Raw genomic sequence first — 12534 nt, forward strand, 5'->3', positions numbered from 1 at the left:
TTAATTAAAGGGAAGGTTGGGCACCCGGTAATTGTGAAGAAGGGTCCAAGGCCATCATGCAATTCCGTATAATGGCCTTACGGGCTAGGGAGGGTTTGAAATGATTATAAGTATAGGTAACAGCACCTTCGAGGATTATGTCTGCTGCGGAAGCGAAATTTTCTTTGATGGCCATTCTACCGCGGAGGTAATCTTCTGCGGCCTTTACTCGCCAGGGTTTATGCGCTACACCACCAAGTGCCAAACGTGCATCTTTAATGCGGTCGCCATCCAAATCCAGTCCTGTTGCCACCGATACCAAGGCAAAAGCATAGGAATTGCGATCGCGAAGTTTCAGGTAGGAATAGTGCTTTTCAAAACCTTGAGCTGGTAAATCAATGCTGGTAATGACCTCACCATGCTTCAGGTTATTGTCCAGCTGGGGTGTATCGCCCGGCAAACGGTGAAAATCAGCAAAGGCAATGGAACGATGGCCGTCTGCACCGGAAACATTAACCACAGCCTCCATTGCCGCAAGGGCCACACTCAAGTCTGAAGGATATACGGCAATACAAAGATCACTGGTACCCATAATGGCCATTATGCGATTATAACCACCTATAGCCGAACAACCAGAACCAGGTTCACGTTTATTGCAGGGGGTATTGACATCATAAAAGTAATAACAACGGGTACGTTGTAAAAGGTTTCCGCCGTTGGTAGCCATATTTCTGATTTGTGCAGAAGCCCCTGCTAAAATGGTTTTAGACAATAGGGGATAACGTGATACCACTGCAGGATGATATGCCGTATCGGCATTGCTCAGCATGGCTCCTAAACGTAGTCCACCTTCTGGACTTTCCTCTACTGTTTGATGTTCCTTTAGCTGGTTAACATCCACCAGTTGATTCGGTTTAGTGATAAAATACTTCATCAGATCGGTGAGGTTGGTGCCCCCAGCAATATATTTCGTGCCCATATTTCCGTTGTGCTGCGCAATGGCGTCTTGCACATCTTTGGCTTTAGTGTAGCTAAAGTTATGCATGTTTACCTCCGTCTTTCACTTCCATAATAGCGTTAATGATGCCTATGTTTGCCCCACAGCGACACAGGTTGCCACTCATCAGTTCTTTAACCTCCTCACGAGTGTTTGCATGGCCTTCCTGCAGCAGTCCAATGGCACTGCATATTTGTCCCGGTGTGCAATAGCCACACTGAAAAGCATCGTGATCAATAAACGCCTGTTGTAATGGGTGAAGTTCACCCTCATCGGCTATACCTTCTATGGTGGTGATTTGGGAGCCGTCTTTCATCACGGCCAGGGTCATGCAACTGAGGATTCTCTTTCCATCACAGATTACTGTGCAGGCACCGCATTGTCCATGATCACAACCTTTTTTGGTCCCGGTGAGGTCCAAATATTCTCTTAGGGCATCAAGTAGCGAAACCCAGGGCTGGAAGTTTTGCTGGTAATTTTTCCCATTGACATAAAGAGTGGTTACATGTTCTTCTGCAGGTAGCATAAGCGTAGGTTAAGCGTTAATAATCAAATGGTAATTATTGATGAAGATATCACCTGTATTATTTTAGTTCCAATGGGTGGTCTATGTTATTGTGTACTTCAAAAATATGCAGTAGCTGTGGAAACAGGGCGGCCATGGTTTCTTTTGCACCATTTGTTGATCCCGGTAGGGTGATTACCAGTGTGTTTTTTACAAAACCAGCCACCCCACGAGATAACATGGCATATTTGCTGCGCTGTTGACCGTAACTACGGGCAGCTTCCATAATTCCGGGTACAGGTTGATCAATCAATGGACTCACCGCTTCAGGCGTAACGTCTCTGGCTGATAAACCAGTGCCACCCGTGAAAATTAGTAGGTCTATTCCAGAAGTACTGTAATTTTTTACCTGTGTTTGTATGAGGTCAAAGTCATCTGCAATGATCGAATACGCAACATTAGCAAATCCGTATTTCTCTAGGGTGTCCACAATAGCTAAACCGGCACTGTCTTGTCTTTTTCCACTGGAAACTCGGTCAGAGCAAACCACAACCGCTGCACGTAGGCCCAGCTTTGCGGCTATTTTCTGGTCACTTTTACCACCAGTTTTCTCCTGCAACCTGATATTCTGAATTTCTACATGTTTGTCTATTGGTTTAAGCATATCGTACATGACCAATGCTGCCACTGAAGCACCATGCATAGCTTCAACTTCCACACCCGTTTTGTACACCGTATGCACCTCTACAGTAATCTTCACCGAAAGGTCATCTATGCTATAACTTATTGAAGCGAATTCTACCGGGAGAGGGTGGCAGTCAGGAATGACATCACTTGTTTTTTTAATGGCAAATAGGGCAGAAGCCCGTGCAAATTCAAAGATATCACCCTTAGGAACCCTACGTTGGTCAATAGCCTCCATGGTTTCCCGCATGGATGTTTTCACCACAGCAGTGGCAATAGCTTTTCGTAAAGTGGTTGATTTATGTGTTATGTCTACCATGTTTATATGTCTACCCTTATTATTTATTTATTTATTTATTTTCCATTGGTGTGTGGCATCTTCAAACCATTCCTTACCCCAAATAGGTAATTCAGCTTTAATGCGTTCTACTACTTCCTCACAGGCATCTATAGCCACTTTACGGTGTTTGGAAGAGGTGAATGCAAAAAGGCAGATTTCTCCAGCCTTTACCATGCCCAGGCTGTGGTGTATATGCATACAGGTAAGCGCAGGGTATTTTTCAAATATGCTTTCTCTTATATGAAACATTAATTCCAATACCATCTCCTCATAGGCGGTATATTCTATCGCAGCTACGGTTTTTTCAGCTATAGCATCGGCCCTTACCTGACCTAAGAACAGGCTGTGCGCGCCAATAGTTTTATTGGTGGCGTGCTTTTGTATACTCGTTGCTATAAAATCGGCAGGAATAGCACCGGCCATAAATATACTTTTTCGTTTATCTTTCATATTATCCTCCCGAAAATGGCGGCAGCAGGGCCACCAGGTCGTTTTCTTCTAATGTGGTGTTCTCGGTGACTATAAATTCGTTCACGGCAATCAGGTAATTCTTACTTTGCAGCACAGGATATAATTTTCCAATCTGTGCTTGTAAATCGTCGGTATCTGTGGCCTGCATCTGCCATTCGGCTAAGCGGGTGTTGTCTGCCAGCTGACCAAAAACCTTTACGGTGACTGTTTTAATAAGAATGTTAAGCATAAGTAAAAAGTAATTTATAGGATGCAACCAATAACACACCAGCAAGTACTTGTTTTAACACACGCTGGTTAAACTTTAACGCACCAAAATAAGCGCCAAAACTTCCACCGGCAAACGCTACAAGCACATAAGCAAACATATGGTTATTGAATTGTATACCTTGTGTAAACTGGCCTGCTAGTCCGGCCAGGGAATTAACAAAGATGAAAATGGCACTGATCGCTGCAGTTTGTTTTTGATCTGTCCATTTGAGTAGCAAGATAACAGGCGACAAAATAATTCCACCCCCAATGCCAATCATGCCCGATAGCAATCCAATGCTTCCTCCAATCAATAAGGCGGGTACAAGTTTGTAAGAGCGCATTTCCCCTGGCTCGGGGTTCCTGAAAAAGACAAAGCGAATGATAGGCAGCAGTAGTAGTAAACCCAGAATTTTTTTATAAATGTTAGCCTCTATATCAATCATACCACCTACAAAAGCCATGGGGATAGAGGCAAGTGCCAGTGGGATAAATAAATCCTTCCTGAAATAATTGCCGCGATAATACTGTGAAAATGAAACTGCTGAAACAAAAAGATTAAGTAGAAGGGCTGTGGGTTTCATTTCTTCCGGGGCAATGCCGTAAATGGCCATTAATGCTAAATAACCGCTAGCGCCGCCATGCCCAACAGATGCATATAGAAAAGCAACAATAAAAAGGATCACATAAAATAACTCCATAGTTCATTAAAGGGGTAGCAAATGTACATCAACAATCTCCCCGGCCACTACTTCCGTTTGTTCTTCCTTTAAAACGATAAAGGCATTAGCTTGTGCAAAAGAATGTAAACGAAAGGACTCCTGTGCAGGCAAGGGTGTTACCTGTCCATTCTGGTAAGAGGCTTTTATAAAATGAGTTAGTCCCATTGTCTTTTTATAATTATTTGTAAGTGTGGCAGTTATTTGTTTTACTTCTTGTAGCTGTTGACCAGTAGCAGCCAACGCTGGTAATACATATTCGTAAAAGCAGGTGAGAACCGATGAGGGATTGCCAGGAAGGCCGAATACCAGTTGCCGACCTTTTGTGCCAAAAAATAAAGGTTTACCAGGTTTCTGTCTGATCTTATGGAATTGCTGAGTGATGCCACACGCCGCGGTCGCTGCCACTACAAAATCGTAGTCGCCCACGCTAACACCACCTGTCAACAGCACCATATCGCTTATTAACAGCGACGTCTGCAATACCGAAATCAGCTCGTCCAGTTTATCAACTGCTTTTAAAACCTTTACCTGTTTCACCTGGGCCTGTTGTAAGGCCGCCTTTAGCATCACCGAATTGGCCTCATACACCTGTCCAAAGGCTAATGGTTTTCCCGGATCCTGCAATTCATTTCCTGTCAGGATGATCGTTACTTGTAGGGGTTGGTAAACCGGTACTTCCGTTAATCCAATGCCTGCCAGGAACCCGATGGCTGCCGGAGAAAGGTAAGTGCCAGCGTCCATGGCCAATTCGCCTTTTTTAGCTTCAGCACCAATGGGCCGTACATTAGTGCCCATCCGCAATTGGTCATCCAATAACAACAGCTGTCCACCTTCCCGTTTTACTTTTTCCTGCATAATCACCGTGTCGGCGCCTTCAGGCAGGGGTGCCCCGGTAAAAATGCGTGTTGCCTGGTAAGGTTCCATCTTTTGTATAGCTGTAGCGCCAGCCTGCATTTCTCCGGCCAGCTCCAGTTCACGCAAGTCTGAGAATTTCAATGCATAACCATCCATAGACGACTGTGTAAATGCTGGAATGTCTATGGCTGCATAAACCGGTTCGCCCAGGGTTAGTCCCAAGGCTTCCACTAAGGAGATTTTTACTATTGGAGCTTTTATTGTACAGTCTTTAATAATGGCTTTGGCGGCTTCAACAGAAATCATATGGCAGTACTTTTCATCAGGTTAATATAGTCTTCCTCGGTATCAATATCGATGGCTCCTTTTTCAAAAGGAAGTTTAAATACGACGTCAGGGTATTGCAAAAAGATTTTTTTAGCACCCTCTCTGCCATTCAGCAGCATTAAATCTTTAAAGTAATTTCTCCTGAACAGGGCTGGAGTACCCAGGGTGTCGGCATAGGCCGAAGCAATCAGTTCCTCGCCAGCATTCAGGTGTTTCTTAATCAGCGCTTTGAACACCTCCCGATTAACATGAGGCTGGTCGCACACACTAAGAATACAGGAGTCCAACTGGGGTAACCATTCTTTCAAGGTTTCTACACCTAATCGAATCGAGGAGGCCATGCCTTCCTGCCATTCCGGGTTATAAACAGTCTTTACCCCGGTATCAGCTATTTCAGCCTCCATCACCTCATTTTTATAGCCAGTGACAACCAGGGTTAGGGTGTTAGACACGGCCATCGCTTCCATCACCATTCTTTTTAACAAACAGTTTTCCTGGTAAGGGAGCAATTGTTTTGGTCGCCCTAAGCGCATTGAATTTCCTGCGGCCAAAATAATAATTCCAATTTTTTCTTCTTTTTTCATGGCCAAGCGAATATGGTGAATAAATTAAAGGTTAACCTCCAATGGTAATCATACTTCTGTTTTCTATTGTATCGGGATCTATTTCTTCGAAAATACCGGAAAACTGACCGCCAAGGGCCTTTGCCTTTCCTTGTATGCAGGAATGAATCAGGGGCAATACTTCTTGCCCTGCGCGTAAGGCCGATAACAAATCCGTCTCTGTAGTGGAGAACAGGCAGTTCTTTAATTTACCATCTGCCGTTAGCCGCATGCGGTTGCAGCTGCTGCAAAAAGGCGCGCTCATCGTGCTGATTACGGCAAAAGAGCCTACGTGGCCGGGAATCCTGAAACTTTTAGCCGTATCATTGGGTTCTGATGCAACGGCCAGTACCGAGTGATGTTTTTCAATCACATTAAGCACTTCCTGCAAGGTGAATACCTGGTTGCTGGTCCAATGGTTGCCGCTAAAAGGCATAAATTCAATAAAACGGACTTCAATCGGACTATCTTTAGTCCAGTGGATAAAATCAAGAATCTCGTCATCATTAAGTCCTTTCATTACCACCACATTGATCTTCACTTTCACAGGGAGTGCCAATAATAAATCAACATTTTGACGAACCTGTTGGAACAGGTCGCGTCTGGTTATTTTGAAAAACTTATTTTCCTGCAGGGTATCCAGGCTAATGTTGATGGTGCTTACTTTGGCCGCCATCAGTTCTGGTAAAAGCATATGAATCCTGGTGCCATTGGTGGTGATGGCCAGATTTATCGGAAGTTTACCTAGGGCTTCCAGTATTTTAGGAGCATCTTTTCTAATCAACGGCTCGCCACCGGTAAGGCGAATTTTTTTAACACCCTGTTCAACAAATAACTTAGCCAATGTTTCTATTTCACTCACTTGCATCAATTTAGATGCTGGAGCAAAGTCATAATTTTCATCGGGCATACAGTAAAAACACCTGAGGTTGCAATTATCGGTGAGGGATATCCTTAAATAATCATGAATTCTTCCGTAGGTGTCTATAATCATTACTATTTATTTAGGGGTAATGTTTCTTTGCCTGCATCAGGCGGTTTGCTATGAATAGACGTGGTTTTATACCTTAATGAAGCGCCTGTGGTTCCGGATAATACGGCTTTAATTTCCGCTAACATGGAAAGGGCAATTTCTTCCGAGGTTTCTGCCCCTATGTCAAGGCCCAGCGGACTATACACTTTTTCCAGCTCTTCGCTTGTCCAGTTAATGCCTTGCGCCTGCAGTTCAGTAAACATCTTGTTGAGCTTTGATTTCGGCCCTAAAATACCAATATAGGGTGTTTCCTGCTGTTGTAAAAGTTTCAATAAAGCCAGGTCGTAATTATAATTATGTGTCATGAGAATAAAAACCGTCTGCTCATCAACGGGCACTTGTGCCAAAACCTGCTCAGGCTTTAATAGAAGTACATGATCAGCTTTCGGGAAACGACTTTGTACGGCATGTGTTGGTCGCCCGTCCACAATCGTCAGCTGCCAGCCTAATAAACTCGCCATGTTTACAACCGGTTGTGCATCATTACCGGCTCCGGCAATCACCAGGGAAACCGCTGGCGGAATAAATTCTACCAAAGCATTTAACGAGGGGTCGTTTAATACACCGGTTTCCACACCGGTCCTCTTGCCTTGAAGGGATTTTTCCAGAATCGGTAAAAGCTGATCCTGCTGTTCAACAGCTAAGGTACTTTCTAAGGTGTCCCTTAAAAGTAATGCGGTACCTGGCTGCTGCTGTCCACTTATGGAAAATAGGGTAACCAATATTGCGTTTTGACGCTCACTGGCCAATTGTTTTAAAAAGTCAATGGGATGGAAGGGCGATTCTGCGTTAATGGGTTCAAATAGGATGTGAACAATGCCGTTACAGCCCAGCTGTACACCAAACTTCAGGTCGTCTTCGTCAGTCGTATCGTAGGTGACCAGCTTATTTTCCTGCTGAAATATCGCCAGAAGGGCTTTTTTTAAGGCGTCACCTTCCAGGCAACCCCCGCTAATGGCTCCAGTTAATTGGCCATCTTCAGTGACCAGCATCCTGGCACCCGCACGCCTGTAGGATGACCCATCTACCTGCACTACCGTAGCCAGGGCAGATTTCTGTCCAGACTGCTGTGCATGCTCAAAAGCCTTTATAATTTCCTGTATTTCCTTCATAGGAGTTAAAACGGTTGCTTGTCTGTTTTGTTTTTCGGCATTTTATTCTGCAGTAGCTAAATTTCGTTATTTTTGTTGAGATAGAACCTACCTAAACCGCTAAAATAACCGAAAAATGAAGAAAAAATTACCGCTCCTGCTGCTTTTACCTGTCCTGGTGGCATGCAACAACTCAGAAAAGAACATGAAATCAACCCAATGGCCCGAAGCCACCCCGCCTGTAGCAGAAATTTTACCAACAACCAGAGTATTGCATGCTGATACCGTGGTCGACAATTACTACTGGATGATCGATTACTTTAAAAAAGGTAGAGACAGCAGCCGTGTGGTGCAATACCTGGAAGCAGAAAACAACTATACGGATACCATGATGAGTGGTACCAAAGATTTTAGGGATGACCTGTTCAAAGAATTGAAAGGTCGCATTAAAGAAAAAGATGAGTCGGTCCCGGTATTGAATAACGGTTATTACTATTATACCCGCACCGAAGATGGCAAACAATATTTTAAATATTGCCGCAAAAAAGGTAGCTTGAGTGCACCGGAAGAGGTATTGCTGGATGTGGATGAAATGGCCAAAGGTTTGCCTTATTTCTCGGCAAATGGCATGAAGGTGAGTCCGGATAACAAACTATTGGCTTACGGGGTCGACAAAGTTTCCCGCCGCCAATATACCATCCATATCAAAAACCTGGAGACAGGAGAAATTCTTAAAGATGCCATTCCTAATACAGAAGCAGATCCGATTTGGGCAGCTGATAATAAAACCTTGTTTTACACGTCAAAAAATGAGGTCACTTTGTTAAGTGAAAAAATTAAAAAGCACCGCCTGGGTACCGATGCCAAACAAGATGCAGAGGTTTACCATGAGAAAGACAATACCAATTATATTGGCGTAGGCAAAAGCAAAAATGGCAAGCATATTTTCATTTATTCCATGGCCACCTTATCGTCTGAAATGAGGATGATTGATGCAAGCATGCCAGACCAGCCCTTTAAGTTAATGGCACCACGCAGTAAAGACGTGTTGTATGAGATGATTGCACTGGATGATAAATTTCTGATCCTGACCAACTGGAATGCCAAAAATTTCCGTTTGATGGAATGCCCGTTGGATCAAACGGCAAAAGAAAACTGGAAAGAGGTGATCCCACACCGCAAAGATGTATTGTTGGAAGGTGTTGATGAGTTTAAGGATTTTATCACCATCACCGAACGTAAAAATGGATTGATACAATTACGTATCCAAAACCGCAATGGTGCAGAACATTTTGTAGCTTTTGAGGAACCTGCCTACCGTGCTGGTACGGGTGCCAACCCGGAATACAATACCAAAACCTTGCGTTACAGTTATACCTCCATGACTACCCCAAATTCTGTTTTCGATTATAACATGGAAACCAAAGCCAGGAAATTGATGAAGGAACAGGAAGTGGTTGGAGGCTACGATAAAACCGCCTATACTACCGAGCGTTTATATGCTACGGCCAAAGATGGTACCAAGGTGCCCATTTCGCTGGTGTATAAAAATGGCTTTAAGAAAGATGGAACAGCACCTTTACTTTTATATGCTTATGGGTCGTACGGAAACAGCATAGATCCGTCGTTCTCCAGCAATACTTTAAGCTTACTCAACCGTGGTTTTGTTTATGCTATTGCACATATTCGTGGGGGACAAGAAATGGGGCGCCAATGGTATGAAGACGGAAAGCTGATGAAAAAGAAAAATACTTTTACCGACTTTATTTCTTGCGGGGAATTCCTGATAAACCAAAAGTTCACCGCTAAAGGACATTTATATGCACAAGGCGGTAGCGCCGGTGGCTTATTAATGGGTGCAGTGGTTAATATTGCGCCTGATCTATGGAACGGTGTTCTTGCACAAGTTCCTTTTGTTGATGTGATCAACACCATGCTGGATGAAAGTATTCCTTTGACCACCAATGAATTTGATGAATGGGGGAATCCAAAACAGAAAGCAGCTTACGACTATATGAAAACCTATTCTCCATATGAGAATGTGGAAGCTAAAGCTTATCCGAATATGCTGGTGACTACCGGGTTGCACGACAGTCAGGTGCAATATTTCGAACCTGCAAAATGGGTAGCCAAACTAAGGGCCACTAAAACAGATAAGAATGTATTGCTCTTGAAAACTGATATGGACTTTGGTCATGGTGGTGCTTCTGGGCGTTTCGACTACCTAAAAGACATTGCATTCAACTATGCCTTTTTGTTTAAATTAGAAGGCATTACCAAGTAAGATAAAAGCCTTCGAGGAGCGCTGGTTATGCTGAAAAAAGCATAACCAGCTTTTTTTTGCATTAGTTCAAACCATCGCCAGCAATCCAGCCACGGCTTTTCTCCTGTTCAATGAAATAGTAACCTTCATATTCGCCAATAACCTTAACACGAGTGGCCACAGGACCAGGTTTCAGCTGTGCTGCCATGGGGTGTGGTGCAGCATAGACTACGCTGGCACTATCCAATTTTAAGGTGCGAATAGCCGTCACAACTGGCTGTAAGCCTTGTTGTAAAACAAAAGTCTTTTGCCGGTTGGGTAATACCACCCGATAGCCATTTTGCGTAGCGGCTTCAATTCTCACAGGTGTGTGTTTTAATCCTGCGGCCTGGTTACTATTTAACCTCATCATTTCCCCCAGACGGTTCGTATTGGCTAAAATTTTAGCTGGCGTTGATTTCCCTGGCCGAATAAAAGGCAGGGGGTCTACGGCTCCTGTGTTGGTATAGATACCGAAATGTAAGTGAGGTGGTGTAGTCATCGCATTTCCCGTATTGCCAATTAAACCGATGGTATCACCAATCTCTACCGGCTGACCGCTAACCACCAGCTGGCTGTCCAGGTGGGCATAATATAGGTTTATGGAACGCCCTTCGGGCCGTAAAAACACCACTTTGCCGCCTAAGTTATTCGTGCCGACCCGGCTGATGACTCCTTTGGCGGCTGCCACCGCTGGTGTAGACCGTGCTGCAAAAATATCTAGTCCTTCATGCTTTCGTTGTCCTGCATCCCTGGCCACGCCCCAAAAACTTTCAATGCTATTTTTAGTGCCTTTGGCTACCGGATGCTCCAGTGAAGGGCCAGCGGTAAGCTGCAAATCGTAAGAAACCCTGGCCAGGAGTTCCGGCTGCAAACGGAGCAGAAAACGGCCATCGATGTCAATGGCGTAACTTAAGCTGCTGTCGCCATCTTTTGCCGAAACCAGGTGTTTTGGTCCTGTGGTGGTATCCGCAGGAACTTCAAAAAGGTCCATAAATAAACGTACGCTATCAGCGCTTTGAAAACTAAGGTTCACCTGTAGTTGCTCACCCTGCCGCGCCTCAAATACCAATCCTACCGCCTCGGGCAGCTCACTGGCGAAATAACCTTTTTCAGCATATGGAACGCTGATGGTTGTAGGCTGATTTATACTTCTTGCCGCCGATTCCATCCATGACCTGTATAAAGCGCTTTCCTTTAAGCCTGCATTTTTCAATTGTTCGGCATAGCGTTCATGTGGTGTGGCCGGTTTAAAGAGCGTGCGACTTAACTTATTGTTGCATGACCAGCACAACAGGCTGATAGATAGCAGGAGCAGGGGGTAGCGGAACGGAAGGTGCTTCATATGAGCACAAACAATCAGAACATTAAAAAGTTGGCGTCATCTGTGCACTGTACTTGTTCAGGTAGTCCATCGGGGTCATGTTTGTAATTTTTCTAAACACATCCCTAAATGCTTTTGGGTCAGTATAGCCCACTTTATACATCACCTCATTTACCGTTTTTTTACCCAGCTCTAGTTCCTTTTTCGCAGCTTCCACTTTTACCCGTTGCAGGTATTCCCAAACGGTATTTGCAGTCGCTTTTTTAAAGCGCCTTTCGAAAGTTCGCCTGCTTAAGGCCATATGTTCGCATAGTCCGTCGATGGTAAGCTTCTGGTGGAAATTCCTTTCTATAAAATCCTGTGCTTTTAGGATATCGTCATCTTTATGGTTTTTCTGACCAGAGAAAATGGTGAATGGCGACTGGCTGTTCCGATCCAGGTCGATCATAAAACCTTTGGCAACCAGGATGGCCATGTCGCGTCCAGCAAATTTTTCGATTAGGTAAATAATCAGGTTGGTAAATGAGTAGGCTCCACCGCTGGTGTAAATTCCATCAGCCTCTGTTAGTATTTTGTCATCCATCAACAAAGCTTTTGGATAACGTTTTCTAAATTCATTGGCATACTGCCAATGGGTTGAGCAGTTTTTACCATCAAGTAAACCTGTGGAGGCCAGGAAAAAAGAACCCACACAAAGGCTTACGATTTCTGCTCCTCCATGGTATTGTTCCACAATCCAGGGAAGGAGGGCAGCGTTGTTTTCCAGGTTTTCTTCAAAATTACCATGAATGGCCGGAATGATAATTAAATCCGTTTTTTTGATGTCCTCGACCAGTAAATCGGCATGAACTGAAAACAAACCATTTGATTGGATAATGCTTTTTTCGGCAGCGGCAAGTTGAATATGAAAGAGGGGATGTTTGCCCTGCTGCTCCAGAAATTCATTTACAAAGGAAAATAGTTGATGGGTGCCGGCTATATTTACCATGCTGGTATGGCCTTTTGGGATAAGTATGGTTACTTGTTTCATCTTTCCTGTTTTTGATGGTCGTT

The 12534-nt window shown here is 44.1% G+C and carries 13 protein-coding genes; 1 reads left to right on the plus strand and 12 read right to left on the minus strand.

Annotated elements, in window-relative coordinates; all coding sequences use genetic code 11:
* Window positions 1–4: 4 nt before the first annotated feature.
* The 10 genes from IWX76_RS00850 to IWX76_RS00895 are packed head-to-tail and all read right to left on the minus strand — an operon-like array spanning window position 5 to window position 7876.
* A complete protein-coding gene (locus tag IWX76_RS00850) occupies window positions 5–1024 on the minus strand; it encodes an FAD binding domain-containing protein (protein WP_196857971.1) in 1020 nt (339 codons plus the stop codon).
* On the minus strand, window positions 1017–1502 hold the full coding sequence (locus tag IWX76_RS00855) for a (2Fe-2S)-binding protein (protein ID WP_196857972.1): 486 nt from the start codon (window positions 1500–1502) through the stop codon (window positions 1017–1019). Before IWX76_RS00855 ends, IWX76_RS00850 begins: the two co-directional genes overlap by 8 nt.
* Window positions 1503–1560: 58 nt before the next feature.
* The gene (gene moaCB, locus IWX76_RS00860) at window positions 1561–2511 is read right to left on the minus strand and encodes a bifunctional molybdenum cofactor biosynthesis protein MoaC/MoaB (RefSeq protein WP_334641334.1); all 951 of its coding nucleotides are present in this window, start codon (window positions 2509–2511) and stop codon (window positions 1561–1563) included.
* Window positions 2512–2955, minus strand: a complete 444-nt coding sequence (locus IWX76_RS00865; RefSeq protein WP_196857974.1) for a molybdenum cofactor biosynthesis protein MoaE — start codon at window positions 2953–2955, stop codon at window positions 2512–2514.
* Between the two features lies 1 nt (window position 2956).
* Window positions 2957–3205, minus strand: coding sequence for a MoaD/ThiS family protein (locus tag IWX76_RS00870; RefSeq protein WP_196857975.1), 249 nt, complete (start codon window positions 3203–3205; stop codon window positions 2957–2959).
* On the minus strand, window positions 3198–3926 hold the full coding sequence (locus tag IWX76_RS00875; protein WP_196857976.1) for a sulfite exporter TauE/SafE family protein: 729 nt from the start codon (window positions 3924–3926) through the stop codon (window positions 3198–3200). Before IWX76_RS00875 ends, IWX76_RS00870 begins: the two co-directional genes overlap by 8 nt.
* A 6-nt stretch (window positions 3927–3932) precedes the next feature.
* Complete coding sequence (locus tag IWX76_RS00880) at window positions 3933–5108, minus strand: molybdopterin molybdotransferase MoeA (protein WP_196857977.1); 1176 nt, start codon at window positions 5106–5108, stop codon at window positions 3933–3935.
* A complete protein-coding gene (locus IWX76_RS00885) occupies window positions 5105–5713 on the minus strand; it encodes a nucleotidyltransferase family protein (RefSeq protein WP_196857978.1) in 609 nt (202 codons plus the stop codon). Before IWX76_RS00885 ends, IWX76_RS00880 begins: the two co-directional genes overlap by 4 nt.
* 31 nt (window positions 5714–5744) lie before the next feature.
* The gene (gene moaA / locus IWX76_RS00890) at window positions 5745–6725 is read right to left on the minus strand and encodes a GTP 3',8-cyclase MoaA (RefSeq protein ID WP_196857979.1); all 981 of its coding nucleotides are present in this window, start codon (window positions 6723–6725) and stop codon (window positions 5745–5747) included.
* A 2-nt stretch (window positions 6726–6727) separates the two neighbouring features.
* A complete protein-coding gene (locus IWX76_RS00895; RefSeq protein ID WP_196857980.1) occupies window positions 6728–7876 on the minus strand; it encodes an XdhC family protein in 1149 nt (382 codons plus the stop codon).
* Between the two features lie 115 nt (window positions 7877–7991).
* Between IWX76_RS00895 and IWX76_RS00900 the strand changes: the two genes are divergently transcribed.
* Window positions 7992–10139, plus strand: a complete 2148-nt coding sequence (locus IWX76_RS00900; RefSeq protein WP_196857981.1) for a S9 family peptidase — start codon at window positions 7992–7994, stop codon at window positions 10137–10139.
* Between the two features lie 61 nt (window positions 10140–10200).
* Here the strand turns inward: IWX76_RS00900 and IWX76_RS00905 are convergent, their stop codons facing one another.
* Window positions 10201–11502 carry a M23 family metallopeptidase gene (locus IWX76_RS00905; RefSeq protein WP_196857982.1) on the minus strand — a complete coding sequence of 434 codons (1302 nt, stop codon included), beginning with the start codon at window positions 11500–11502 and terminating at the stop codon, window positions 10201–10203.
* 22 nt (window positions 11503–11524) lie between these two features.
* A complete protein-coding gene (locus IWX76_RS00910) occupies window positions 11525–12511 on the minus strand; it encodes a GlxA family transcriptional regulator (RefSeq protein ID WP_196857983.1) in 987 nt (328 codons plus the stop codon).
* Between the last annotated feature and the right edge of the window lie 23 nt (window positions 12512–12534).

The sequence above is a fragment of the Pedobacter sp. CAN_A7 genome (assembly GCF_015752175.1).
Classification (GTDB): domain Bacteria; phylum Bacteroidota; class Bacteroidia; order Sphingobacteriales; family Sphingobacteriaceae; genus Pedobacter.

Excerpts from the sequence above, each read along its gene's own strand:
- IWX76_RS00850 (WP_196857971.1), bottom strand. The coding sequence starts at position 1,024 with ATGCATAACTTTAGCTACACTAAAGCCAAAGATGTGCAAGACGCCATT.
- IWX76_RS00855 (WP_196857972.1), bottom strand. The coding sequence starts at position 1,502 with ATGCTACCTGCAGAAGAACATGTAACCACTCTTTATGTCAATGGGAAA.
- IWX76_RS00865 (WP_196857974.1), bottom strand. The coding sequence starts at position 2,955 with ATGAAAGATAAACGAAAAAGTATATTTATGGCCGGTGCTATTCCTGCC.
- IWX76_RS00870 (WP_196857975.1), bottom strand. The coding sequence starts at position 3,205 with ATGCTTAACATTCTTATTAAAACAGTCACCGTAAAGGTTTTTGGTCAG.
- IWX76_RS00875 (WP_196857976.1), bottom strand. The coding sequence starts at position 3,926 with ATGGAGTTATTTTATGTGATCCTTTTTATTGTTGCTTTTCTATATGCA.
- IWX76_RS00880 (WP_196857977.1), bottom strand. The coding sequence starts at position 5,108 with ATGATTTCTGTTGAAGCCGCCAAAGCCATTATTAAAGACTGTACAATA.
- IWX76_RS00885 (WP_196857978.1), bottom strand. The coding sequence starts at position 5,713 with ATGAAAAAAGAAGAAAAAATTGGAATTATTATTTTGGCCGCAGGAAAT.
- moaA (WP_196857979.1), bottom strand. The coding sequence starts at position 6,725 with ATGATTATAGACACCTACGGAAGAATTCATGATTATTTAAGGATATCC.
- IWX76_RS00895 (WP_196857980.1), bottom strand. The coding sequence starts at position 7,876 with ATGAAGGAAATACAGGAAATTATAAAGGCTTTTGAGCATGCACAGCAG.
- IWX76_RS00900 (WP_196857981.1), top strand. The coding sequence starts at position 7,992 with ATGAAGAAAAAATTACCGCTCCTGCTGCTTTTACCTGTCCTGGTGGCA.
- IWX76_RS00905 (WP_196857982.1), bottom strand. The coding sequence starts at position 11,502 with ATGAAGCACCTTCCGTTCCGCTACCCCCTGCTCCTGCTATCTATCAGC.
- IWX76_RS00910 (WP_196857983.1), bottom strand. The coding sequence starts at position 12,511 with ATGAAACAAGTAACCATACTTATCCCAAAAGGCCATACCAGCATGGTA.